Source organism: Kribbella sp. NPDC051770 (assembly GCF_040681455.1).
Taxonomy (GTDB): Bacteria; Actinomycetota; Actinomycetes; order Propionibacteriales; family Kribbellaceae; genus Kribbella.
Window position 1 is genome coordinate 506,364 of sequence record NZ_JBFAYT010000003.1, and the last position, 23,821, is coordinate 530,184.

The 23,821-nt window shown below is 67.5% G+C and carries 28 protein-coding genes; 13 read left to right on the forward strand and 15 right to left on the reverse strand.

The genetic code is table 11. The annotated features are described in order from the left end of the window. Window positions 1-20: 20 nt before the first annotated feature. The 4 genes from AB0M01_RS13720 to AB0M01_RS13735 all read left to right on the forward strand — a co-directional run bounded on the left by AB0M01_RS13720 (window position 21) and on the right by AB0M01_RS13735 (window position 3,100). Complete coding sequence (locus tag AB0M01_RS13720; RefSeq protein ID WP_363669022.1) at window positions 21-905, forward strand: patatin-like phospholipase family protein; 885 nt, start codon at window positions 21-23, stop codon at window positions 903-905. A gap of 89 nt (window positions 906-994) precedes the next feature. Further along, entirely contained in the window at window positions 995-1,570 is a 576-nt protein-coding gene (locus tag AB0M01_RS13725; RefSeq protein WP_363669024.1) for a TetR/AcrR family transcriptional regulator, read from the forward strand. An 86-nt stretch (window positions 1,571-1,656) separates the two neighbouring features. After that, entirely contained in the window at window positions 1,657-2,424 is a 768-nt protein-coding gene (locus AB0M01_RS13730) for an SDR family oxidoreductase (RefSeq protein WP_363669026.1), read from the forward strand. A gap of 4 nt (window positions 2,425-2,428) precedes the next feature. After that, window positions 2,429-3,100, forward strand: coding sequence for a GNAT family N-acetyltransferase (locus tag AB0M01_RS13735; RefSeq protein ID WP_363669028.1), 672 nt, complete (start codon window positions 2,429-2,431; stop codon window positions 3,098-3,100). 27 nt (window positions 3,101-3,127) lie between these two features. Here the strand turns inward: AB0M01_RS13735 and AB0M01_RS13740 are convergent, their stop codons facing one another. Then, complete coding sequence (locus tag AB0M01_RS13740) at window positions 3,128-4,123, reverse strand: hypothetical protein (RefSeq protein ID WP_363669030.1); 996 nt, start codon at window positions 4,121-4,123, stop codon at window positions 3,128-3,130. 44 nt (window positions 4,124-4,167) lie between these two features. On the opposite strand from AB0M01_RS13740, the gene AB0M01_RS13745 reads away from it, so the two are divergent. Beyond that, a complete protein-coding gene (locus AB0M01_RS13745; RefSeq protein WP_363669032.1) occupies window positions 4,168-4,728 on the forward strand; it encodes a helix-turn-helix domain-containing protein in 561 nt (186 codons plus the stop codon). Window positions 4,729-4,762: 34 nt separating this feature from the next. Here AB0M01_RS13745 and AB0M01_RS13750 read toward each other — a convergent pair whose 3' ends face one another. Further along, window positions 4,763-6,163 (reverse strand): amidase, encoded by a 1,401-nt coding sequence (locus AB0M01_RS13750; RefSeq protein ID WP_363669034.1) that lies wholly within the window; start codon window positions 6,161-6,163, stop codon window positions 4,763-4,765. Window positions 6,164-6,174: 11 nt separating this feature from the next. Further along, entirely contained in the window at window positions 6,175-6,579 is a 405-nt protein-coding gene (locus tag AB0M01_RS13755) for a nuclear transport factor 2 family protein (RefSeq protein WP_363669036.1), read from the reverse strand. Between the two features lie 101 nt (window positions 6,580-6,680). On the opposite strand from AB0M01_RS13755, the gene AB0M01_RS13760 reads away from it, so the two are divergent. The 3 genes from AB0M01_RS13760 (at window position 6,681) to AB0M01_RS13770 (ending at window position 9,296) form a co-directional block, all read left to right on the forward strand. After that, entirely contained in the window at window positions 6,681-8,072 is a 1,392-nt protein-coding gene (locus AB0M01_RS13760; RefSeq protein ID WP_363669038.1) for an MFS transporter, read from the forward strand. Window positions 8,073-8,087: 15 nt separating this feature from the next. Next, complete coding sequence (locus tag AB0M01_RS13765) at window positions 8,088-8,765, forward strand: alpha/beta hydrolase (RefSeq protein ID WP_363669040.1); 678 nt, start codon at window positions 8,088-8,090, stop codon at window positions 8,763-8,765. Window positions 8,766-8,858: 93 nt separating this feature from the next. After that, the gene (locus AB0M01_RS13770; RefSeq protein ID WP_363669042.1) at window positions 8,859-9,296 is read left to right on the forward strand and encodes an SRPBCC family protein; all 438 of its coding nucleotides are present in this window, start codon (window positions 8,859-8,861) and stop codon (window positions 9,294-9,296) included. 23 nt (window positions 9,297-9,319) lie between these two features. Here the strand turns inward: AB0M01_RS13770 and AB0M01_RS13775 are convergent, their stop codons facing one another. The 6 genes from AB0M01_RS13775 to AB0M01_RS13800 form a co-directional block, all read right to left on the reverse strand. Continuing rightward, window positions 9,320-9,835 (reverse strand): 2'-5' RNA ligase family protein, encoded by a 516-nt coding sequence (locus AB0M01_RS13775; protein ID WP_363669044.1) that lies wholly within the window; start codon window positions 9,833-9,835, stop codon window positions 9,320-9,322. A 35-nt stretch (window positions 9,836-9,870) separates the two neighbouring features. Then, window positions 9,871-10,359 carry a DUF427 domain-containing protein gene (locus AB0M01_RS13780; protein ID WP_363669046.1) on the reverse strand — a complete coding sequence of 163 codons (489 nt, stop codon included), beginning with the start codon at window positions 10,357-10,359 and terminating at the stop codon, window positions 9,871-9,873. Between the two features lie 74 nt (window positions 10,360-10,433). Further along, window positions 10,434-12,035 carry a cytochrome bc complex cytochrome b subunit gene (locus AB0M01_RS13785; protein ID WP_363669048.1) on the reverse strand — a complete coding sequence of 534 codons (1,602 nt, stop codon included), beginning with the start codon at window positions 12,033-12,035 and terminating at the stop codon, window positions 10,434-10,436. 99 nt (window positions 12,036-12,134) lie between these two features. Beyond that, entirely contained in the window at window positions 12,135-13,019 is an 885-nt protein-coding gene (locus AB0M01_RS13790) for a MerR family transcriptional regulator (RefSeq protein WP_363669050.1), read from the reverse strand. A 119-nt stretch (window positions 13,020-13,138) separates the two neighbouring features. Continuing rightward, window positions 13,139-13,657, reverse strand: coding sequence for a fasciclin domain-containing protein (locus AB0M01_RS13795; RefSeq protein WP_363669052.1), 519 nt, complete (start codon window positions 13,655-13,657; stop codon window positions 13,139-13,141). An 11-nt stretch (window positions 13,658-13,668) separates the two neighbouring features. Continuing rightward, window positions 13,669-15,147 carry a cryptochrome/photolyase family protein gene (locus AB0M01_RS13800; RefSeq protein ID WP_363669054.1) on the reverse strand — a complete coding sequence of 493 codons (1,479 nt, stop codon included), beginning with the start codon at window positions 15,145-15,147 and terminating at the stop codon, window positions 13,669-13,671. Window positions 15,148-15,210: 63 nt separating this feature from the next. Here AB0M01_RS13800 and AB0M01_RS13805 point away from each other — a divergent pair, with 63 nt between their 5' ends. Further along, on the forward strand, window positions 15,211-15,528 hold the full coding sequence (locus tag AB0M01_RS13805; RefSeq protein ID WP_363669056.1) for a hypothetical protein: 318 nt from the start codon (window positions 15,211-15,213) through the stop codon (window positions 15,526-15,528). Window positions 15,529-15,668: 140 nt separating this feature from the next. Here the strand turns inward: AB0M01_RS13805 and AB0M01_RS13810 are convergent, their stop codons facing one another. Beyond that, window positions 15,669-16,001 (reverse strand): hypothetical protein, encoded by a 333-nt coding sequence (locus tag AB0M01_RS13810; RefSeq protein ID WP_363669058.1) that lies wholly within the window; start codon window positions 15,999-16,001, stop codon window positions 15,669-15,671. Between the two features lie 120 nt (window positions 16,002-16,121). Then, window positions 16,122-16,262 (reverse strand): hypothetical protein, encoded by a 141-nt coding sequence (locus AB0M01_RS13815; RefSeq protein WP_363669060.1) that lies wholly within the window; start codon window positions 16,260-16,262, stop codon window positions 16,122-16,124. Window positions 16,263-16,714: 452 nt separating this feature from the next. Between AB0M01_RS13815 and AB0M01_RS13820 the strand changes: the two genes are divergently transcribed. The 3 genes from AB0M01_RS13820 to AB0M01_RS13830 all read left to right on the forward strand — a co-directional run bounded on the left by AB0M01_RS13820 (window position 16,715) and on the right by AB0M01_RS13830 (window position 18,900). Next, on the forward strand, window positions 16,715-17,317 hold the full coding sequence (locus AB0M01_RS13820) for a matrixin family metalloprotease (RefSeq protein ID WP_363669062.1): 603 nt from the start codon (window positions 16,715-16,717) through the stop codon (window positions 17,315-17,317). A gap of 139 nt (window positions 17,318-17,456) precedes the next feature. Continuing rightward, the gene (locus tag AB0M01_RS13825; protein ID WP_363669064.1) at window positions 17,457-17,861 is read left to right on the forward strand and encodes a hypothetical protein; all 405 of its coding nucleotides are present in this window, start codon (window positions 17,457-17,459) and stop codon (window positions 17,859-17,861) included. A gap of 322 nt (window positions 17,862-18,183) precedes the next feature. Further along, window positions 18,184-18,900, forward strand: coding sequence for a DUF6193 family natural product biosynthesis protein (locus AB0M01_RS13830; RefSeq protein ID WP_363669066.1), 717 nt, complete (start codon window positions 18,184-18,186; stop codon window positions 18,898-18,900). A gap of 28 nt (window positions 18,901-18,928) precedes the next feature. Here the strand turns inward: AB0M01_RS13830 and AB0M01_RS13835 are convergent, their stop codons facing one another. From AB0M01_RS13835 to AB0M01_RS13850, 4 genes are all read right to left on the reverse strand, one after another. Then, a complete protein-coding gene (locus tag AB0M01_RS13835; protein WP_363669068.1) occupies window positions 18,929-20,149 on the reverse strand; it encodes an MFS transporter in 1,221 nt (406 codons plus the stop codon). Then, window positions 20,139-20,714 (reverse strand): helix-turn-helix domain-containing protein, encoded by a 576-nt coding sequence (locus AB0M01_RS13840; protein WP_363669070.1) that lies wholly within the window; start codon window positions 20,712-20,714, stop codon window positions 20,139-20,141. The genes AB0M01_RS13835 and AB0M01_RS13840 overlap by 11 nt, the downstream gene beginning before the upstream one ends. Before the next feature lie 63 nt (window positions 20,715-20,777). Beyond that, complete coding sequence (locus AB0M01_RS13845) at window positions 20,778-21,893, reverse strand: epoxide hydrolase family protein (protein ID WP_363669072.1); 1,116 nt, start codon at window positions 21,891-21,893, stop codon at window positions 20,778-20,780. A 102-nt stretch (window positions 21,894-21,995) separates the two neighbouring features. Beyond that, complete coding sequence (locus AB0M01_RS13850) at window positions 21,996-22,778, reverse strand: SDR family oxidoreductase (RefSeq protein ID WP_363669074.1); 783 nt, start codon at window positions 22,776-22,778, stop codon at window positions 21,996-21,998. Between the two features lie 165 nt (window positions 22,779-22,943). On the opposite strand from AB0M01_RS13850, the gene AB0M01_RS13855 reads away from it, so the two are divergent. Continuing rightward, on the forward strand, window positions 22,944-23,795 hold the full coding sequence (locus AB0M01_RS13855) for a helix-turn-helix transcriptional regulator (RefSeq protein WP_363669076.1): 852 nt from the start codon (window positions 22,944-22,946) through the stop codon (window positions 23,793-23,795). The last annotated feature ends 26 nt before the right edge of the window (window positions 23,796-23,821 follow it).

Consider the following 23,821-nt stretch of genomic DNA (forward strand, 5'->3'; position numbering starts at 1 on the left):
TCTTGCCTACGCTGGTCGTCGTGACGACCGAGGCGGTGTGCTGGGTGTCGAGGGGGTTGGTGCTGGGTGGTGGAGGGCCTGTCGGTCGTGCCTGGCAGACGGGGCTGATGTCCGCAGCACTTGAGCATGGGCTTGACCTCGACGCGGCGGACTTGATCGTCGGCACCTCAGCCGGCGCGATCGTCGGCGCCGAGCTCGCCCTTGGGCTCGACCTGCGTGCTGTCCTTCCGAGCCCGACTCCTTCGCAGGCGAGCGTGGCGCCTTCGCGGCCCGACGCGGCGATCATGGCGATGATCGGCCGCGCTGCCACCTCCAGTGATCCGGACGAAGCTCGCCGACGCATCGGAGTGGCTGCTCTCGAGGCGGAGACACCCGACGAGACGGCAGCGATGGACCGGCCGAACGTCGCCGCGATGCGCGGAGTTCCGTGGCCGCCACGGTTCACAGCCACAGCGGTCAGCATCACCACAGGCCGTCTCGTGCTGCTGGACGAGTCGTCGGGAGCGTCGCTGCAGCAGGCGTTGGCGGCCAGCTCGGCGCTTCCGGGAGTATGGCCACCGATCACGATCGGTTCGGATCGCTACATCGACGGCGGTGTGCGGAGTTCGCTGAATGTGGACGCCGCCGTAGGCGCGGATCGCGTGCTGGTCATCAGCTGCCACTCGGTCGGCGGGACCGGGGGACGCCCGGGCGTACTCGCTGAGGAGATCGAGACCGCGCGACGTCAGGAGGTCGGCGTGGAAGTCGTGGCGCCGGACGAGGTGTTCCTCAGTCTCACCGACGGCGGTCGTGACCTCCTCAATCCGGGGCTCGAGGCCCCTGCTTTCGAGGCAGGCAGGCGGCAGTGGGATGTCGAGGCGGATCGGGTCAAGGCCTTCTGGGCCGGCAACGCCGACCATCGTTGATCGACGGCTGAACAACGCGTTGGGGCCCAGTCTTTTGATTCTCCGCGTAGTATGTAAGACAGGATATATACCTGTGAGGAGAACGTGCCATGCCACGGAGAAGTGACGCCCGGCAGAAAATGATCGATGCGGCTCGGGGACTGATCCGTGAGCGCGGGCTGAACGCGACGGCGATCTCTGACGTCCTGGAGCGCAGCGGGGCGCCGAAGGGGTCGGTGTACTTCCACTTTCCCGGGGGCAAGGCGCAACTGGCGGTCGAGGCGGCCGCTTCCCATGCTCATCAGCAGGTACGGATGATCGACGAGTTCGCGGCCGAGTCCTCCTCGGCGGCAGAACTGATCGGGTGGTACGTCGACGCCGGCCGGGACGGCATGCTGGCCAGCGATTTCTCGCGAGGCTGCGGCCTGGCGCCGCTGGTCACCGAGGGGCCGCACGACCTCGAGGAGGTTGCCGGGACGAGCAGGCGCGGATTTACGGAGATGGTCGATCGGGTCGCGTTCCACTTCGTTGCCTTCGGCATTGACCGTGCCGCCGCCCGGAGTCTTGCGGACGCGGTCGTCGCGGGCGTGGAAGGCGCGATGATCACCGCGCGAGCGTTCCGCAGTACGAGCCCTTGGGACGCGGTGAAGGCTGCTCTGCTGGCGTACGAGAAGACCATCCGCTGACTCGAGTCCGCCGGAGAAGCTCCCCTTTCAGCAACACGTACTATGTATGATGGACTACATAGTAAACCGATGAAAGGGCGAGAGTCATGGCACGTGTACTCATCACCGGCGCCTCACGCGGCATCGGCCGCGGCCTCGTGGTCGAGCTGTCGAAGCGCGGCCACGAGGTCATCGCGACCGCCCGGGATCTCTCGTCGCTCGACGACGTTCCGGCCGCGCAGAACCTCCAGCTCGACGTCACCGACCAGGCGTCCGTCGAGACCGCGATCGCGGCCGCCGGGCGCGTCGACGTGCTGATCAGCAACGCCGGTGCGACCGTCCGTGCTCCGCTCGAGACGGTTCCGCTGGACGAGGTGAGCCGGCTGTTCGAGCTGAACACCTTCGGCGCGCTGCGCGTCGCGCAGGCGGTGCTGCCGCAGATGCGCGGGCGCGGGTCAGGACGGATCGCGTTCGTCTCCAGCGTGCAGGGCAGGCTCGCGATCCCGCTGATCGGGCCGTACTCGGCGTCGAAGTGGGCGCTGGAGGGAATCGCGGAGAGCCTCGCGATCGAGGTGCGGCACTTCGGCGTCGAGGTGCAGGTGTTCGAGCCGGGTGCGGTGTCATCGGGCGGCGCCGAGCGGGCGAAGGTGTTCCTCGACGAGGACGACCCGTACTTCCCGATGCTGGAGCAGCTCGCCGGGTTCCGGACCGCGCCGGTCACCGTCGAGGAGTTCGCGACCGTTGTCGCCGACGCGATCGAGAGCAGCGACGTACCGTTCCGCATCCCCGTCGGCGAGGCCGCCATCGCGCAGCTGCAGGCCCGCAAAGCAGCACCTGAGGATCAGCCGTTCGTCGCAGCACCGCTGAACTGGTGACTCGATGATCGACAACTCCGTACTACGGTCGCTCGCCGGCCCACATCACCACCTGGCCGTCACCTCCGGCCGGGTCGCTCGCTACCCGGCAGACGTCTCACCGTTCATGGCGATCCCGGCCGACGCTACGGCTGAGGACTGGGCACGACTGAGCGAGCTGGCTGGAGGCGACCCGGTCACCCTGATCGACCCACCTCCAGCGCCGCGGAGTTGGGCGCTGATCCGCGATCTGACGGTCGTCCAGATGATCGGCCTGGGTGTGAACCGCGCCGTCGAGGAGCCCGACGTGAAGATCGTGCCGCTGGACGACAACGACGCTCCGGAGATGCTCGAGCTGGCCCAACGCACCAAACCCGGTCCGTTCGCGGCGCGGACCCACCGGCTCGGTTCGTACTTCGGGGTCCGCGACAACGGCGTTCTCATCGCCATGGCAGGAGAACGCCTGCGCCCAGGCGGCTGGACCGAGGTCAGTGCGGTGTGCACCGATGAGACCTACCGGGGACGCGGCCTCGGCCGTGCCCTGATGGAACGTGTGATCGGCGGCATCCGCATTCGAGGCGAGGAGCCGTTCCTGCATGTCGCCGCGACGAATGCCGGCGCGATCGGTCTCTACGAGCGGATGGGCTTCCGAGCCCGCCGGACCTCACAGGTGACCGTCTTCGACCCAGGCGCCTGACCCAGAACTGCCCGTCGCGTCGCGCCCTCACGCGACGCGGCGGGCTTCTCGCGCTCGAACAGTCGTCTCGATGGTGCGCACCGCAACGAAAAGGATGAACGCAGTGGTGCATCCCAGTGCCACCCAGACGTACGCCGACCAGCCGGGCGGCCGGACCGCGGAGAACCAGCGGATCGCGTAGTTGGCTGTCGATGCGAGCGGGAAGGTGAAGATCCACCAGCCGCCGTTGAAGGTGAGGGTGCGGTACTCGCCGATCAGCGCGCCTTGCACGAGCAGCATCAGGATGAGGACGCCGGTCATCAGCTCCTGCGCCTGGTCGACACGTCCGGGGTGGGCGATGATCCAGGCGAGGTTGGCGGTTGAGGTGCCGGCGACGAACGCGGTCATCGCCGGCCGGAGCGCGTCGGGGAGCCGTTCGCCGACGAGCATCCGTACGGCGACGATCGCGGTCATCGCGACCCAGAAGAACAACCCCGCGCCGATGGCGGCGATGGCGAGGGATCGCAGCCCGATGGTCGACAGCCCGATACTGGCGATGAACGGTCCGGCGACCGCGGGGATGTAGTACCCCGGATGGATCGTCCGGAGATCGACGGCGCCGCTCAGCCAGTGAGCGATCAACTGGGCGACGACTACGGCCAGCGCCACGATCGCCGCGCCGCAGATCCAGGCGAACACCGTGAAGCTGTACGCCGTGTAATGCGCGGACAGCAGCACGGCGACGAGCGGGATCACCGACGCGAACGGCCCGCTCATCGGATGCCGCAGGTCGTCGCCGAACGCGCCGCGCGTCCGCAGGCCGCCGCGCAGGTACGTGATCACAAAGGCGAGCCAGAGCGCGTCGCTGACGCCGAAGAAGATCTCGGCGGGCCAGGTGGGTGCGTGGACGGCGGTCGCGGCGGCTGACCAGGCGCCGCCGAGTCCCGCCATCCCGAGCGGCATGCCGAAGAGGTTCAGCGGGAGACGCTGGTGGGTGTCGATGATCTCGATCCTTATGTAAACGGCGTCGTTTACCAGGAGCATATCGGGATGATGGACGTAGGTAAACGGCGGCGTACACTTCTGAGATGACCGAGACGGTGAGACCGGCGGCCGGTCGCGGTGCCCGGGAGCGGATCCTGACCGCGGCGACGCGGTTGTTCCGCGCGCAGGGGATCGTCGCCACTCAGATGGAGGCGGTGGCGGCCGCGGCGCCGGTGTCGAAACGCACGCTCTACAAGCACTTCCGCGACAAGTCCGAGCTGATCGACGCGTACCTGCAGCAACGCGACCGGCGGATGTTCACCGAGCAGCTCGGGTCGGACGAGGATGCGCGCGGGCAGATCCTCGCCCTGTTCGCCCGGACCAGTAGCGACGGCCCGATCGGCGCCTGTCCGTTCGTTGCCGCGTCGACCGAGTTCCCCGAGCCGGGCAGTGCGCCGCATCGCGCCGCCGTACGGCACAAACGGGCGTTCCAGGAGCGGCTGCAGCAGCTGGTCGCCGGTGCGGGCGTCGAGAATCCCGACCAGGTCGGAGCCTTGATTTCGCTGTTGTACGACGGCGCGATCAGCCGTTCGCAGACGCTCAACGACCCGCGTCCACTCGAAGAGGCCCGCGATCACGTCGCCGCCTTGCTCGGGCCGGAGTAGCGGGGTCCGTCAGCGAGTGCCGGACCCCGCTCGCTCAGATCTCGGGATGCAGGTCCCGGACCGCGCTGGCCTCTTCGAGAAGGCCGCCGATGTGCAGGACGGTCGACTCGGCATGCCACGTGGCAGCAACCTGTACGCCGATCGGCAGCCCCTCCGAGCTGGTCCCGAAGCGCATCGACAGCGCGGGCAGCCCGGTCACGTTGAACTGGACCGTGTACGACTGGATGTGGCCTGCGTCGACGGTCTGTCCGTCGACGACGAACTCCGATGCGCCGTGCGGGTAGGCCGGGATCGGCAGTACCGGTAGCACGACGGCGTCGTACCGGGAGAAGTACTCGGCGTACCCGTCGCGAATCCGGTCGAAGGCCTGCTCGACGTCGACGTACTCCTCCACTGGCGTGAGCGGTGTCGCCATCAAGGCTTTCGTGTACTTGTACATCTGGTCCTCGTGCCCAGCCGTTGCCGCGGCGACGGCCGGCTTGAGCTCGTTGACGTGCTGCTTGTAGAACAGCGCGAGCGGGGTGTCGGCGCGCAGTGCGGGAATCGAGACTTCCTCGACCTGTACGCCGGCCGCCTCGAGCGCCTTGGCGGCGTTCCGGACGGTCTCGGCGACCTCCGGGTCGACCGGCCCGAGCCCGGAGTCGACGAACCACCCGACGCGCAGTTGCCGCGACGTACCGGTCCCGGCGTCATACCCGTGCGGAGCGACCGACGCGCCGTCGTGGCCGTCCGGGCCGTTGAGCACGGAGTACGCCAGCGCGACGTCACGGACCGAGCGGGCCATGGGGCCGACGTGCCACACCCGGCGGGGTTCGCGCGGCCAGATCCCGGTCATCGGAACCCGGCCGTACGTCGGCTTTAGCGCCACGATGCCGGTCAGGGACGCCGGGCCGCGCACCGAGATCGTCAGGTCGGTGCCGAGCCCGATCGGGCTCAACCCGGCCGCGATCGCGGCGGACTCACCGCCGCTGGACCCGCCCGGGGTTCGCTCGAGGTTCCACGGGTTGTTCGTCGTACCGGTGAGTAGGTTGTCGCTCTCGCAGGCGTAGGAGAACTCGGGCAGGTTCGTCTTGGCGAGCAGGATGCCGCCGGCTGCCTTCATTCGCGCGACGCTCGTGGCGTCGGCGCCGGGAACGCGTCCCGCGAAGATCGGCGATCCGCGCTGGGTGAGGACGCCGGCGGTGTCGATCGAATCCTTCACGGTGAACGGCACGCCGTGGAACGGGCCGACCGCTTGCCCCGCGGTCAGTGCCTCGTCGGCCGCCCGTGCTTCGTCGAGGGCGTTCTCGTTGAGCGTGACGATCGCGTTCAGCTGCGGATCGACGGCGCGGATCCGGTCGAGATGCGCCTGGACGACCTCGACCGAGGTCATCTTCCCGGTGCGGATCAACTCGGCGAGGGCCGAGGCGTCGGAGTAGATCAGTTCGGTGTTCATAATTCTCCTTCTCACGCGCCGGTGGCGGCGGCGGTGTCGGCGTACAGCTGGGCTTGCGAGATGCGGCCGGCGGTGATTTCGAACAGCCAGAGGTTGTGGATGACCTTCTGCCTGCCAGTCGCTCTCGGGATGACGGTGTCGGTGAGTTGGACGACCAGGTATCCGTCGGCCTCGATGACTCGGTCGACCCGAATGTCGAAGGATTCCCAGACCGCGTCTCCGCCGGGTGGGCCGACGAACAGGTCCTCGAACGGCTTGATGCCGGTGAACTCGCCGCCGTACGGCAACGAGGCCGGCAGCTTCAGGGTCAGGTCCTCGCGGAGCATCGGTCTGATCGCGCTGGTGTCGTTGCGCTCGAACAGCTGGGTGAGGGCTTGGGTGAGCTCGGCCGTGCTGTACGACGTCTTGGCGTGCATGGGGCTCCTCTCAGCGGCCGCAGGGGCGGGTTGGCTGTTGGGTCAGCCATCGTGGACCGATACTATGTAGGTCACTATACATAGTTAGAGGATGCCATCTGATGACTGGAACGCGCTCGCAGCGACCGGCGGTCCTGCTCGCCCTGCTGTGCACGGCCACGTTCATGACCACGCTGGACGTCTTCATCGTCAACGTCGGGCTGCGGCCGATCGGCGCGGCTCTGCAGCACAGTGCGCTCGCGGATCTGAGCTGGATCCTGAACGCGTACGCGATCGTGTTCGCGGCACTTCTGGTTCCCGCCGGCCGCCTGGCCGACCGGTACGGCGTGAAGGCAACCTTCTGTTTCGGGCTGGCGGTCTTCGGCGCCGGCAGTCTGGGCGCGGCCCTGGCCGGGAACGTCTGGCTGCTGGTCGCGTTGCGGGCTGTCCAGGCGGTCGGCGGCGCGGCGATTGTGCCGACCAGTCTGGCGCTCATCCTCAACGGCATGCCGAAGGACCGCGTCGCCCGGTCGATCCAGATCTGGGCGATCAGTGGTTCTCTCGGGGCGTCAGCCGGTCCGACGCTCGGCGGCCTGCTGGTGGAGGCGTCGTGGCGCTGGATCTTCATCGTGAACGTGCCGATCGCTCTGCTCGCCCTCATCGTGGCGGTGTGGACGGCGCCGGACCCGCGGCACCACCCGGATGCGAGCAGGCCGGACCTGCTGGGCGGTGGGTTCCTCATGGTGGGGATCGGGGCGCTGACGCTCGCCCTGGTGCAGGGACCGACCTGGGGCTGGGGGAGTGCCGCGATCGGCGGCGCTTTCGTGGTGTCCGTCGTGGCGATCGCCGCGACCGTCCTGCGCTCGGCCCGCGCGAGTTCTCCGGTGATCGATCTGGCCCTGTTCCGGGACCGGACCTTCGCCTGGGCCAACATCGCGACCTTCCTGCTGGCGCTGGCATTCGGGCTGCAGTTGCTCGGACTGGTGTTCTGGATGCAGGAGGCTTGGGGCTGGTCCGCGATCCGCACCGGCCTGGCGATCTCGCCCGGGCCGATCATGGTCTCGGTGGCCTCACTCGGTCTGCGGCGATTCACCGCCAGGATGCCGGCCGGTCTGGTCGCCGCTCTGGGCGGCGTTGCTCTGGGCCTCGGCGCTGTGCTGATCGGTACGTCGCTGGGAGCGCAGCCGCAGTACCTCGACGTCCTGCCGGGCTGGATATTGTGCGGTATCGGCACCGGTCTGTGGACGCCGACCCTGCTCGGTACGGCGACCAGCGGCCTGGCCCGCCACCAGACCTCGACCGGCAGCGCCATCGTCCAGATGAACCGGCAGATCGGCCTGACCCTCGGTGTCGCCGTCCTGGTCGTCATCGTCGGATCCGCGCAGCTCGACCTCGCTGCGCTGCCCCGTTTCGTGCACGCCTGGTGGTGGTCGGCGGCAACGGCCTCGATCGGCGCGCTCACCTGCCTCGCCCTGCTGCGCCGTACCTCGGCCGTGGCCACTGTTGCCAAGTAGCTCCAGGAGTCTTCGATGCGATATCCCACCCTCGTCCTGGTCCACGGCGCCTTTCACCACCAGGAAATGTGGAACCCGTTGATCGAGCACCTCGCCGGCGTCGACGTGCGCACCATTCAGCTCCCGTCCGTCGATCGGCTGGGCAGCATGTACGACGACGCGCAGGCGATCAAGGATCTCGTCCTCGCCGTCGACGAACCGGTCGTCGTCTGCGCCCATTCGTACGGCGCTGTCCCTGTCACGCAAGGGCTCGCGGGAGTCGGCGCGGTGCGGCACATCGTCTACCTGAACTCCTTCGTGCTCGACGTCGGCGAGTCCATGCTCGGCAACCGCGGCGGCAGCTATCCGCCGCACTGGCGCGTCCACGAGGAGCGGTACGTCGAGATGCTCGGCGCCGAGCAGGTGTTCTACAACGACCTGCCCCCGCGGGAGGCGGAGGCCGCGGCGCGGAGCCTGGGGACCCAATCCCTGAGCTCGATGCAGCAACCCGTCACCCAGGCGGCTTGGCACACCACACCAGGCACGTACGTGATCGGCGAGCGCGACGCCGGCCTGCCGGTCGCGATGCGGGAGAAGTTCGCAGCCCGCATCGGCAACGTCCGCCGGCTCGACACCTCGCACTCGCCGTTCTACTCCCGTCCCGCGGAAACGGCGGCCGTCGTGCGGGCCGCGCTCACGAGAGCGTCGGCATGAACGAATCGTCCGACCAGACCGCGGTCGGTGTGCGTAGGGGACGGCCTGCAGGGGAACCGGTGCGGTTCCAGCAGCTTCGTCGAGGGAGAGTAGATGCCCACCGTGTCACGGACGTTCGTGGTCGAGGCCGTGCCTGGCGTCGTCGTACCGTATCTGGCGGATTTCGGGAACGCCGAGGAGTGGGACCCGGGGACCGAGCGTTGCGTTCGCAACGACGGTGGGCCGGTTCAGGTTGGTTCCTCGTGGCACAACAGCTCGAAGATCGCGGGTGTGTCGACCGAGTTGACCTACACGTTGGAGCAGCTGTCCGACGACCGGGTCGTGCTCGTGGGGCGGAACGACACCGCGACCTCGACCGAGACCATCGAGGTGATCGCTGACGGGACCGGGTCGCGGATCACCTACACGAACGAGATCGAGTTCAACGGTGTTGCCAAGGCGGCGGCGCCGTTGAGCAAGGTCGTGTTCGAGAAGGTGGCCAACGACACCGAGAAGCAGTTGACCGATGTGCTGAACCGCTTGCCCCGGTAGGGACGGCGGAATGACCGGTCGGCCTACGGACCGAACGGGACTTGGGCCTCGGCGGCCCAGGGGCCGCCCAGGTAGCGCCACAGCGACCAGTCGGTGGCCAGAGCGGTCGGCCAGTGCCGGACTTCGGCGAGATCCGAGTGCAGGCGCCGGGCTTCAGTTGGGTCGACCTTGTTCTGGACCGTGATGTGTGGGCGAAACGGTTGCCGGTCCTGCGGTACGAGCCACGGCTGCCACCGGTCGGACAGTTGCCGGTGCAGGACGGTGAGCTGCGCGGAGCGGAGATCGATCGCGACGCCGCGGCCGAGTAGGCGCGGTCGGGTGACCACCAGGTCGAACGGCGCGGGGCGGATCTCGTGCAGGTCCGCCAAAACGTTGTCGAGCCGGTCGCCCGGGAGTTGGTGGAACAGGGTGAGGTGTGCGCCGACTCGGTTGAGGTGGGCGGGGAAGTGACGCCGGCGGAGGTCGTCGAAGATCGCGGTGCTGTGCTCGTCGAGGCCGAGCGTCAGGATCAGAGGAGGTTCGGGGGAGGTGGTTTCCACGTGTCTGCTCCTGATCGTCGCGTGAAGCGCCGAGCTCACCAGAAGCTCGTACCGGGGGAGCCTTTGAAGGGACCGACGATGCGGGAGGTGATCCAGCCGCCGTAGAAGCCGCCGGGTTGCGGTTTCACCGGCTCGCCGTCGACCGTGCACAGATCCACGGCCCCCGGGTACAGCGCCACGTGGTCGCGCAGGGCGGCGAAAGGTTCGGTGGGTCGTGGGTAGTACCAGGCCTGACGTTCTGCGACGCGATCGCCGCTGATGATGTCCAGATAGGCTGCTGAACCTTTCCATTCGCAGAACGACGATCCGGCGGCCGGTCGCAGGCTTCCGTCGACGAAGGCGGATCGCGGCAGGTAGTACGTCGGCGGATGGCTGGTTTCGAGCACTCGCCAGGAGCGCGAGGTCTCGGCGATCGCGCGACCGCCGTACGTGACGATCAGGTGCTCCGTCGACGGTTCGAGCCGTGGTGGCCTCGGGTAGTCCCAGACCGACTCCTGGCCAGGGTTGGGGACAACTCGCTCCATCGTTCCTTCTTCCTGTTGCATACCGGCACTACGGCCGTCACCAGATCGTCCCCAACCACCAGCCGTGCTCGGACTCAGCGATGGTCGGCCGACTTCAGTTGTTTGGGGGAGTCGGCCGACGCGGTGAGTTCGGGAGTCGTGTCGGCGAAGTAGAACCGCGAGAGTGCCCGGCGAAGGCGGTGCAGGCGACGACCTGGCCGGGCGACGCCGTTCGGATCAGTGTCCGGCTCCTCGTCGAGCACCACGTCCTGGGCGCGAGCACTCAGGGCGTACGCCTCGTACTTCGAGATCGGGGCGTGCCGCTCGGTGTACTCGCCATCCGGCGAGCGCATGATGACGCCGGTCTCCAGACCGTGCAGCAGCCGTTCCCGGTCGGCGCGCTGCAACGAGATGGCGATTCTCCGCGTGATCCAGAAGGCGATCGGTGGCCCGAAGATCACCAGGATCCGGCAGATCCAGGTGATCGTGTTGATCGAGCTGTGGAAGTGGGTTGCGATCAGGTCGTTGCCGCTGTTCAGCCACAGCACGCCGTAGAAGGTGATGAACGCGGCGCCGATGCCGGTGCGGGTCGGGACGTTGCGCGGCCGGTCGAGCAGGTGGTGCTCGCGCTTGTCACCGGTGATCCACCGCTCGATGAACGGGTACAGCGCGACGAGCAGAATGAACAGCGGCGGCACGATCAGTGCCGGCAGCAGGATGTTCCAGCTCAGCGTCACGCCCCAGAAGTGGGACTCGAAGCCGGGCATCAATCGGACGGCGCCGTCCAGCCAGCCCATGTACCAGTCGGGCTGGGAGCCTGCCGTCACCTCGGCCGGGTTGTACGGGCCGTACAGCCAGACCGGGTTGATCTGCAGCAGCGCGCCCATCACCGCGGTGACGCCGAACACCACGAAGAAGAACCCGCCGGCCTTGGCGGCGTACACCGGAAGCAACGGGAACCCCACCACGTTCTTCTCGGTCCGGCCGGGACCCGGGAACTGCGTGTGCTTGTGGTACACGACCAGCATCAGGTGCACGGTGATCAGTGCGAGCAGCAGCCCGGGGATCAGCAGCACGTGCACGGTGAAGAACCGCGACACGAAGTCGTCGCCGGGGAACTCGCCGCCGAAGATGAAGAAGCTCAGCCAGGTGCCGATCACGGGCGAGGCAAGGACCAGGCCCTCGGTGATCCGCAGCCCGGTCCCGGACAGCAGGTCGTCGGGCAGGCCGTACCCGATGAACCCCTCGACCACGCCGAGGAACAACATCGCGATCCCGATCAGCCAGTTCAGCTCGCGTGGCTTGCGGAACGCGCCGGTGAAGAAGACCCGCAGCAGGTGCACGCTCATCGCCGCGACGAACAGCACGGCCGCCCAGTGGTGGATCTGCCGCATCAGCAGCCCACCGCGGATGTCGAACGAGATGGTCAGCGCCGACTCGTACGCCTCGGACATGTGCAGGCCCTTGAGCAGGCTGTACGAGCCCTGGTACTCGACCTCGGCCATCGACGGCTTGAACCACAGGGTGAGGAAGACGCCGGTCAGCAGCAGGATGATGAAGCTGTAAAGGGCGATCTCACCGAGCATGAACGACCATTGGTCGGGGAAGACCTTGCGCAGGTTCTTCTTGCCGAGCTTGGACAGCCCGGTCCGGTCGTCCAGCCACGCCACCGGTGCCGGTAGTTCCGTGCCCGCCATCGCAACCTCCTGGCTGATGGATCGCCGTTCGGTCGAACTTATTCAAAACTTATGCACCGCCGGGTGTGAAGTAAAGCCTGGTGCTGCGATTGCACAAGTTCAGGAGTGCGCGGTCAGGCGGCCGGCGGCGTCATCGAGGCTGGACAGCGGATGCAGTCGTTTCGGCCACCCTGGTCCGGCCGGCAGCGCAGGCCTGCCGGTCGCACTCACGGCGGAGAGCAGGCTCGCCTGGCTTGCTCGTCTGATGCTTGACCAGAGGACCACGACCAGTGGGCTGACCCGTTGGACGAACTCGAGGATCGCGGCTCGGGTGGTGTCCGGCCCGAGCAGGACGACGGGCTGCGATCGCTCCAGCAGGACCGCGCGAAGCGCGACGAGCGGCAAGGAATGTCGTTCGGCCGGGCAGTGGACGAGCAGGACCGGCCGATCGCCCTTCGGGTCGAAGCGTCCGCCGGCCAGGTATCGCTCGACAGCAGACTCGGCGGCACCGGCCAGGACGAGCTCGATGTCCGTGCAGTCGCCGTCGGAGGCGAAGCGGGCCTCCAGCTGCCGGAACGCCGGTACGAGAACCTCGTTCCACGTCCACCGAACGCCCCGGCCCTCGAGGCAGCTGTCGAGATGATCCCCGATCTCACCCACCGCAAGAGACTCCGCAGCGGTGATCAGATGGACGGAGTGGTCGATCACGTCGGTGCCACGAGTCGATGGTTCGGTGGCGTAGCCGGAGGTGCTCAGTCTCGCGGCCTCGCGCGGGGGCGTGCCTCGTCCGATGAGCCGCTGCATCGTGCGTAGCTGATCGATGTCGGCCTCGGTGTAGCGCCGGTGCTGTCCGGGGCTGCGCTCCGAAGGGCCGATGCCGTAGCGCAGCTCCCAGCTGCGCAGCGTGATGGCCGGAACCCCGAGCAGGGCGGAGACATGTCCCACCGGAACGACGGGCTGCGTCGGGGCGACCTCGCCCTCAGCAGGGTCCTCACCGGACGCCATGCACCCAAGACTGGCACAACTGGGGCCTCATCGGCGGCGATGAGTAACTTTGCGGCCTGGTTCAGCCGGCTCCTGAGGGCCGACACCGAGTGGACCGGACCTCAGGAGCGGGCCGGAACTCAGATGTCGAGCGGGCGAAGGACCAGCCAGATGCCGTGCGCGATCTGCTTGTTGCCCTTGTTGATGTCCAGAGCGTACGGGTTGAGCAACGGGTCGGCGTCGTTGCGGTCGGCGTCGATCAGCCGGATCAGCCGGTAGCGTTTGCTGAGGACATCGACCTCGAGGGTCCCGCCGGGCAGCGCCGTGGTCAGCTTCGCGCCGTCGGACTTGAGGGCGGTCCGGCTGCCGATCGTCGCGCCCGGAATCACGTGGTACAGCAGAACGGACTCGATCGTGTCCACGCCGAGCGTGGTCGCCAGGCCGCTGAACAGCTGACTTTCGGAGCGGTACCACTTGCCGGTCAGGTCCTTGGCGAGCAACTGGAACGCGCGATCGCTCGGCAGGAAGGCGGTCAGTGGCACGGTGCCGTCGGCGAGCACCTTGACCGGACTGTTCGGCTTGGCGGCCAGTACGGCGCCGACGGCCTGGGTCAGCACGTCGTAGTCGTTGGACGGCACCGATCGGATGCAGTTGGGCACGGCCGTGAGGATCACGGGGCGTCGTTTCCGCGTTTCTGCTCCTGGTCGACGAGGTCGGGCAGGTCGTCGAGGCGTTGGCGCGCCGACAGCTGGCGGGCGATGCGCTGGTTGCCCTGCAGGCGATCGGCGTTGCGGTCGAGGAACCACCAGTACCCGGCGGTGAACGGGCAGGCGTCGTCGCCGACCCGGACCTTCGGGTCGTAGCGGCACGACCCGCAGAAGTCGCTCATCCGGTCGATGTACGCGCCGCCGCCGGCGTACGGCTTGGTGGCGAGCAGGCCGCCGTCGGCGTACTGCGACATCCCGACGACGTTGGCCACCATCACCCAGTCGTAGCCGTCGACGAACGACCGGTGGAACCAGTCGGTGACCTCGTCCGGGCGCCAGCCGCGCTGCATTGCGTAGTTGCCGAGCACCATCAGACGCGGGATGTGATGGACCCAGCCGTGCTCGCGGACACCGCGCAGGGTTTCCGACAGGCAGCGCGCTTCGACGGTGCCGTCGGCGTCGAGGTCGGCGAACCAGTCCGGGACGTGCCGGCGGGCCAGGAGGGCGTTGCGGTGCCGGTAGTCGGCGCCGAAGTGCCAGTACAGGTGCCAGATGTAGTCGCGCCAGCCGATCAGCTGCCGGACGAACCCTTCCACCGAGCTCAACGGCGCGGCACCCGTCCGGTAGGCGTCCTCAGCTCGTTCGACGGCCTCGAGCGGATCGAGCAGGCCGAGGTTCAAAGGTGCTGAGAGCAACGAGTGCGCCATCCAGTCGTCGCCGGTCAGCATCGCGTCCTCGTGCGGACCGAACGCCGGCAGCCGGTGCGCGACGAAGTCGCGGAGTACGTGCAAAGCCTCCCGCCTGGTGGCGGCGAAGCGCCGCGGTCCGTCCTGACCGGTGAACCGTACGTCGCCGTCGCGCTCCCAGCGGTCGAGATCCGCCCGGACCTCGTCGTCGATCTCGTCCTCGTGGGGCCACCACGGCTCGGTCAGGCCCAGCGTGGGTTGGTGCGGCGGGGGTTCGCGGTTGTCGTGGTCGAAGTTCCACTGCCCTCCAGTGGGGTTCGAGCCATCCATGAGGACCTCGAGCCGGACCCGGGCCTCGCGGTAGAAGTCCTCCATCAGCAGCCGCTTCGAGCCACGCCGCGAAGCCCACTGCGCGAAGTCGTCCCGACTCGTGCAGAACCCACGGGCCGGCAGCACCTCCACGCCGTCCAGGCTCCGGACGAACCGGTCGGCGGCGTACGAGGTCGGCGCGCAGACGGACAGGTCGCCGCTGACCTCGGCGAGTGCCTCGCGATAGGTCCCGGCCTTCAGGTAGCGGACCTGGTCCCCGAGCTCCGCGGCCCGGTGCCGCATCGCCGACAGCACCAGGTGCGCCTTCTGGCGATGGAACCGACGGCGCGTGAACACGCCGCGCGACTCGATCATCAGCGCCGGCTGCCCGGGCTCGTCGAGGAAGTGCGGTCCCAGCTGGTCGCCGAACAGCCATCGAGTTCTCATACCGTCCCAGGTACCCATCGAGCCCGGGAGTTTGATTGCCTCCGGGTGGGATACCCGGAGGGTGTGAGCGGTCAGTTGACGAGGACGGAGCATCTACGGCGCGGGTCGGGCAGACTGACCGCGACGGCGCTGCTGGTCGGTGCGCTCGCGGCGCTGTGGCTCAGTACGCCGTACGCGGTCGCCGCGGACCCCACCGGCCCGACGCTGGGAGCAACGACCACACCGATCCCGGCACCGCCCGGCGACACCGACGGCGATCCCGACGACTGGAGCGGCACCCCGTGGGTGATCGCCGGAGTCGTTGTTTTCGTGATCGCCGTCGGGGGACTCTCGTACCTCAGGTACAGATCACTGAAGAACCGCGACCAGGCACCGATGTGACACCGTTCCGAGGCCCGGATGGTCTCCATCCAAACTTCGTGAGCCGAGTACCCCGGACCACGCGCCCGTGTGCGCGATCTGCCCAGAAGCCTCCAGGTCATCGGTCACCCGCGGTCAATGACCATGTCCCAAGCGTGTGGTTAAGGTGCGTGTTCGCCCTCGGACGCCGACCTTGGCCACACGCGGGCTGATGGAGACATCAGCCCGTTGCTTTGTCGTCGTAATGTGATCGCCAGTCCGAGTGCCTTGTAGAGCTCGGCCAGGTCGCCCCGACCTGCGCTGTTCAGCACGCGGGCCATGTCACCCAGCTCAGCGATCATCTTCGTGACATCGCCGACCGTCAGCCGCTGGGCCGGCTGAATCGCGGCCATCGCCGCCTCAGCCGCCCGCTTGTCCAGGGCAGCGGCGTTGTACTGACTCGTCAACCTGTCCGGATCCCACCCAGCATCGAGCGCGCGCTGTAGCCGCTTCATCGTTGCTTCCGCCTCAGCGATCCGCCGACGAGCTGCAGCCTGCCTGCGCCTTCCTCGTCTTCGGCGCCGACGAGAGCATCCACGGTGTCCGCCAGGTGCGCGACTGAACAGCCGAGCGATTCACTTGTTCACCGGCCGCGTGAGGTGGTCCTCGCGGACGTACACGGTCGGCGGGTGCTCGAGTGCCACCTTGGCCTCCGGCAGCAGGCTCCGAGCGGCACACCGGTAGAAGATCGCGTGACTCCTCGGAGCGACCTGCATCTTCCGCCCACACCGCGAGCAGCGAATCGTCGACAGGAAGACACTTCCGCCCTCCGCACTCTCTGGGAGGGCTGCTTTCAGCAAGATACCTCCCCGACCGACCCCATCACCTCCCACCGCGAACTCGACACCGCGCTCCGCCGACTTCGCGAGTGGACGTCACGCTTCGGGTGCTCGCACGCCACCCGCAGGGCAAGAAACACCGAGAAGGTAAGCATCAGGTCCAGATCGTGGTGTTCGGCATCGGTTGGGCTCCTGGTCATCGCGCGGGTTCGTTGCCAATGGCACCGGTGAGTGGCGAGGTGCGGTCGCAGCATCCGCAGCGTCAGGGTATTCGCTCTCGCAGTCCCGACCTAGCCGTCCTGCAACTAGCTGCAACTTCAACCCGAAACCGACCGTCGCGCCCTCTGCCGGTCATACGGTCAGCTCACCCACGACAGAGGAGATTCACTGTGATCAAACGCATCCTGGTTGCTGCCCTGGCGTTAGCCGCCCTCGCGCCCGCCACAACGGCGTTCGCGGGTTCGCAGCCTGGCTTCATCGGTTGCCAGTTCCCCCCGAGTAGCGGGAACGACCTGAAGTGGGAGGACGCAACCACTTCCGTTCAGTACTCGAACGCCGCGGCCGCTGCGATCCAGGACTGGAATTCGTCCAGCACCCAGTTCAACCTGGCAAAGGTGAACTCGGGAGCCAACATCCGGGTTGCCAATGGCAACTTTGGCGCAGTCTGGATGAATCTCGAGCTTTGGGGAGTCACGCTGAACACCAGCAAGGAGGTCCCCACGACCAGTTGTAAGGACAACGATCAGCGCTGGGACACGACCATCGTCACCTGGCTGAACACCTACTACATGAACAGCTCCACGACCAACAAGCGGAAGGCCATCTACGTCCATGAGATTGGTCATGCCCTCGGCTTGGCGCACACCAACGACAAGAACACCTGCGATATCTCCATCATGCAGATCGACATCGTCGACAAGTACGAGACCTGCGGCAAGATCTCGTCACCTCAACCGGAAGACGTCGCTGCGGCGAACTACCTGTACGGGTGACTTTCGTGCGCTGGCAGCCAGCGTGCTGCTGGCGTGTCTGGTCGTCATAACCGGATGCTCATCGACCGGCCAGGCTGCTCCATCGCCCACTTCACCGCAAGCCCAGATTCATCTGACTCAAGGTAACCGGATCGCGGATGTGGCTGCGCTGACGAAGCGTAGCCAGACCATCGTCATCGGAGTCGCTGGACCGAGTACGGTGACCGAAGTTCGCGGCATACCGGTGACGACCACGCAGGTCACCATCGCCGAGTCGCTGACCGGTGGCCCGCCGGTCGAGGCTGTAGAGGTCTCCCAGGTCGGATCCGATCAGGTGTCAGCACCGGAGCTGGCCGGATTGATGAAGGAGGGGGCCACCTACCTACTGTTCCTGGCTACGGAGAAGTCCGACGGCCAGCAACGCACACTGGTCACCGGTGGCGATGGCATCTACGAAAGACAAGGTAACCGGTACGTGTACTCAGGAGGGCCCGGAAGCTCACTACCGGCTCTGCTGTCTCTTGAGAATCTCAAGACTCAGATCGAGCTCGGCGTCAAGAGGTAAGTCGCTCGAAACTGGAGTCCGGTCGCCGCAGTGCTGAAATCGGGCATCAGCGGGCGGAAGGCCCGACTTGCAGGTAAAGCGGTCAGTGGCGTTGCCGTGGTGGCCATCAACTCATCACGGCAACGCTGCATCGTCGTCTCTCGGCGCAAGATACGTACCTTGTGCGCCGCTGGCGCAACCTGGCCTACGAGGGAGAAGTCAAGCGTGACCGCGACATAGGATCCTGAGCCAAGGTCAGCGACAGGGACCCCAAGATCGGCGACTTCCTGGTCGGCGTCAGGCGAGGCAGCATCCGTTCGAGGGTTCCGGAGATCGGAACATCATGAGTCGTGAACGAGACCCAGCCGTCCTCTACCCGGATGTGGCCGTCCACGGCAGCCTCGCCGCGGCGCTCCAAGCCGCGGCCGCTGACCAAGGTCTGTCCCTTCCCCTGGCCGTCACCGCGTCCGATCCACTGCGCCATGCCACGATCACCAGTGTCGTCCCACATCGCCACTCGTCCTACGTCTCGGCGTGGCATCACGAACGAAACTGGACCATCTGGGGCTCGTCCAACGACAGGCTCATGATCTGCGGCACGATCAAGGACCTAAGTGCTCTTCCGACAGTGATCCGCGGCTGGGCGGAGGGGGCCAGTCTTGACGAGATCAGGCAGGCCGCGACCTTCGACCTCCTGACCGGACGTTTCGAGGTCCCCGACAACAACCCGGCCGATGTGATCGCCTCAGAGTGGCAGTGGCTGCTGAAGGACGCTGATCACGCCAACTGGCCGCAGTACCAGGCACTCATCGAGTCCGCCCACGGCGAACCGAAGCTCCGCAGGCTCTATCCCTTCACAAGCCACTGGGCATTGAGCTTCTCCAACACGCCCAGCTACCCGTTCTCCCCGCCCTTCGTCTCGATCGACTCACCCCGGGGAAGCGGCGACTACACCATCAGAGAGTGGTGGAACGGCCCCGCGCTGCACCACGTCACCACAGCCGCCGAGGCGATCGCCATCGCTGTCGGCCGGATCCCTGCTGACCTGCGGCGGCGGTGAGTTCCGGTCCGGGATCCTCGCCCTGGCGTCAGAGTTCGGCGCGGCGTATCGCTCTGGCCGTCGCGGCGGTGAGTGCGGCCAGCAGGCATACCAAGGCGCATCCGGCGAAGAAGACGCCAGTGCCCCACGCGGCCGTGACCAGGCCGGTGAGCGGGTAGAGCAGAGGGCTCAGGCCGAGGGTGCACAGGGAGGTGACCGATCCGACTCTGCCGAGATAGCTGGGTTCGGTCGAACGCTGGAGCAGAGCGTTGGCGATGGCCATCGCCGTGCCGCTGATCGTTCCGAGCGCAGCAGCGCCGACGATGAGGGCGCCGGCCGAGGTGACCTGGCCCAAGGCACCGACCAGTACGGCGGTAGCTGTCAGGCTCGCGATGAGCACGACTCCCGCTCGTGGGACGCGAGGCAGTGCAGTCAGCAGAACTCCGGTGAGTGCACCTCCGATGCTGAACACACTCAGGGCCCAGCCGAGGACGGCCGGACCCCATTGCCGCTCGGAGGTCAGTAGGACCAGACCGACTCCGACCGGACCGCTGAAGCACAGCTCGCTCAGTCCGACCACCACGACGAGGCGGGCCAGTTGACGGTTGCTCCAGAGGTAGCGGAGCCCGGCGCGGAGATCGTCCAACGGTGAGCCGGTCGACGGCTCGGCGGTCTGTCCTCGATTGAGCCGGACCGCCAGGAGGAGGCCGAAAGACAGGCTGAACAGCAGCCCGGCAAGACCGAAGCCTGCAGCGACACCGGCGGCGGCCAACACGATCGCGGCGATCATCGGACCGACCGCGTTGCTGACCCGGACTGCCAGGACCCGCAGTCCCTGCACCCGGCCGAGTTGTCCTGGATCAGTGAGCCGGCCCGCCAGAGCCCCCACGGCAGGCATGAACAGCGCGTCGATCACGCCGAAGACCAGCGCGACGGCGTACAGGACTGGCAACCCGCCCGCGGTGAACTGCGTCAGCGCGGCAGCGCAGGCGATGATCACGCAGCGAGCGAAGTCGCTGCCGATCACCACTCGGCGCGGGCCGTACCGGTCGGCGACCACCCCGCCGGCCAGCATCAGCAGCGCCCGGGGAACGGCTCCGACGGCCAGCACCGCGCCGACCTGCGCCGGCCCGGCGACCTGCGTCACCGCCCAGGACAAGGTCAGGAAGAAGACGATGTCGCCGCTGACCGATGCGGTGTACGCCGTCGCCCAGCGCAGGACGTTGCGGTCCCGGTAGGCAGCCGTTGGCGGTGCGTGGCTAGGCGTCATCGTCTGGTTCGAGCAGTGGATAGCCGTGGAGCTGGATGGCCACTGGTGTTCCAGTTGCGTCGTCGTCGCGGCGGTACCTGTTGATCACCGCGGCGAGTTCTGACTTCAGTTCAAGCAGTTCGTCGGGGGTCAAGCGCAGTGTGTAGTTGCTGAACGTTGACGCCTCGTACCACTCGTCGGGCAGCAGCGGCGCGGTGTACGCCAGCCGTCGCAACTGATCGCTGTACGCGAGCAGCACCGCGTGCAGGTAGCCGCGGCTGTCCTCTCGCTCGTCAGGACCGCCGCGTGCAGGATCGTGTACCGACGACCGATGCCGGGCCTGCCACCAGCGGTCGCGCTTGGTGCCCCGCTGGGTGTCCTCGTCGATCAGTCCGCCGGCTGCCAACTGCCGGAGGTGGTAGCTCGCGGCGCCGGAGTCGATCTCGTAATGCTCTGCGAGCTGTCGCGCAGTCGCAGGGCCATGCTGCCGCAGGTGCTCCAGCAACGTCAGCCGCATCGGGTGCGCGAGCACACGCAAGGCAGCCACATCCAGGACGACGTCCTCTGCTGGCTCCTGAGCATTCATGAAGCACAGCCTAACCCAGAAGAGTTCTTCGCGAAGAACTCTTCTGGGTTTGTCGTTCGTCGGTCATACGGTCTGGTGCTTGAAGAAGTTTTGGATGTCGGGGACCAGGAGGTCCGGTGACTGGGTTGCGGCGAAGTGGCCGGGGCGGTCGTAGACGTTCCAGGACACGACATTCTTGTGGTCGCGGTGGACGAAGCGGCGGACCGGCATGGTGTCCTCGCTGAACTGGGCCAGTGCCACCGGTACGGTCGTCGGGGTGGTGGGGCCGTCCTGCTGGGCGAACTCGTAGTAGATGCGCATCGCTGAGGCGACGGTGCCGGTGAGCCAGTGGATCATCACGTTGGTCAGGATGAAGTCGGGGTCCAGCCCGCCGCGGTAGATCAGGCAGTGCCAGCCGAGCAGGCCGACCGGTGAATCGGCGAGCGCGTGCGCCAGCGATTGGGGTTGCTGGGTCTGGAGTACGCCGTACGCGCTCATGGTCCGCTCGAATTCTCGCTCGTTGTCCAGGGCTGCCTGCTCGGCCTCGGTGAGGTCGTCCAGCTCGCCCGGCTCGCCGGTCGGACCGGTGAAGATCTGCGTCACGTGGACGCCGGCGACTCGCTCCGGCGCGATTCTGCCGAGCTCCAGCGAGACGAACGTTCCCCAGTCGTTGCCCGCCACGCAGTAGCGGTCGTACCCGAGTCGCGCCATCAACTCCGCCCAGGTTGCTGCGATCCGGCGCGGTCCCCAGCCGCGCTCGGTCGTGGGCCCGGAGAAGCCGAACCCCGGCAGCGACGGAACGACGAGGTGAAAGGCCGTCGTGGGATCGCCGCCGTGGGCCCGTGGATCGGTCAACGGCCCGATCACGTCGAGGAACTCCGCGACCGAACCCGGCCAGCCGTGGGTGAGGATCAGCGGCCGCGCATCCGGCTCCGGTGAACGCACGTGCAGGAAATGGATCCGTTGCCCGTCGATCGTCGTCGTGAACTGCGGGTACTCGTTCAGCCTGGCCTCCCAGGCACGCCAGTCGTACTCCGTCCGCCAGTGCGCGACGAGCTCGCGGACGTAGGCCACCGGTACGCCGTAGTCCCAGCCTGCATCCGGCAACTCCTCGGTGAATCGCGCTCTATCCAGCCGCTGCCGGAGATCATCCAGCTCGCGCTGCGGAACGTCGATACGAAACGGGCTGATGGTGTGCATGGTCATCCTTCGCTGGTCAAGGTGCCTTCACAGCGAAGGTCGTAGCCGACTGACCTCCCTTTGACATTTCGTCGGCCCGCCCGGTGGCCAGCGGATCGCGGTTCACGCCCCCAGTTCGGTCAAGCGGGTTTGCAGGGCGTTGCGGATGGCGTCGATGGAGTCCTGGCCGACGGCGAGGCGCAGGGGTGGCTCGTCCATGGTGGCGACAGTGAGGATGGCGTCGGCGACCGTGTTGGGGTCGCCCAGCGCTTCCGGGGGCAGTTGCGAGATCTGTTCGAGGAACGCGCCGACCGTGGGCTGGTAGGTCTCGTTCGGCGGTACGACGTGCGCCGTACCGACGAACTCGGTGGCGAAGGTGCCGGGCTGGATGACGGTGACCTTGGCGCCGGTCGGGGCGAGCTCGTGGGCGAGGCCCTCGCTGAGCATCTCCACCGCGGCCTTCGACGCGGAGTACAGGCCGGACGACGGCCAGGAGAAGGAACCGAGCAGTGAGGACAACTGGATGATGCGGCCTTTGGAGGCGCCGATCGCGGGCAGGGTGGCTCGGAGTACGGCGAGGTTGGCGAGCACGTTGGTGTCGAAGATGGCCTTCGCCGCGTCGGCGTCGGTCTGCTCGACTGCGCCGAAGAGGCCGTAGCCGGCATTGTTGACGACGACGTCGAGGCCTCCGGCGGCGCGGACCGCGTCGGCGATCACCTGCTCGGCGGAGGCGTCGGTGACGTCGAGCGCGATCGCCGTGACCTGGCCGGGTGCGGAACTGACGAGCTCGTCGAGGCGGTCGCGGCGGCGGCCGATCGCGATCAGGTAGTGGCCGGCGGCCAGGACGCGGTCGGCGACGAGGCGGCCGAAGCCGGAGGTGGCGCCGGTGATGAGCCAGGTGGACATGGGGTTTCTCCTTCGCGATGGTTGCTGACGGCATCCAGTCAATCCATCGGGGCGGCCCGGTAGGGCGCTGGAGCGAGCCCTTTGCGTCCTGGGTCGGCGCTGCCTAGGACGCGGAGGGCCAGGTAGCTGCCGTCCAGCAGCCGGTCGGCGGAGGATGATGGCGGTATGACCCGAAACGAGGAGCTGGGAGACTTCCTGCGGGCGCGGCGGGCCGCGCTCGATCCGGCCGCGCTGGGGATCCTGGACGAGCAGAAACGCCGGGTCCCTGGTCTGCGCCGCGAGGAGCTGGCCCAGCTCGCCGGCGTGAGTGTCGACTACTACACGCGCCTCGAGCAGGGCCGGCCGATCGAGCCGTCCGACGCCGTACTGGACGCGATCGCCGGCGCGCTGCAGCTGGACCGGGCCGAGCGCAACTATCTCGAGACGGTCGCTGTGCGGGCGCGACCTACCCGCAGCCGTACGGCGCGGTCAGGGCAGGTGGTCAGGCCGGGGGTCTTCGCGCTGATCGAGCAGCTCGGGGACGCGCCGGCGTACGTGCTCGGTCGTCGCACGGATGTCCTCGCCGCGAACCGGTCGGCGCGGGCGTTGCTCGCCGATTTCCCGTCGATGCCGGCCAAGCACCGCAATGCGGTGCGCTGGGTGCTGCTCGACGACGCGGCCCGGCTGCTGTGGGCCGACGAGTGGGAACGCATCGTCGCCGAGCTGGTCGGAGCCCTCCGGATGGACGCGGCCCGCTACCCGGACGACCCGAAGACGACCGAGCTGGTCGGCGAGCTGTCGATCAAGAGCGAGCACTTCCGCAAGTGGTGGGCCGAGCAGAAGGTGGTCGAGTTCAGCCACGGCACCAAGCGTCTGCACCACCCGGTCGTCGGCGACCTCACCGTCGAGTCCGAGGTGGTCACTTTCCCCGGCGACCCTGACCAAGCCCTGTTCGTGTACCTGGCCAAGCCCGGTACGCCGTCCGAGCACGCCCTCAAACTGCTCGCCTTTCCTGACCTCGATCGGAGCACCACGTAGGGATCGGGCCGCAGGTAACTGCGGCC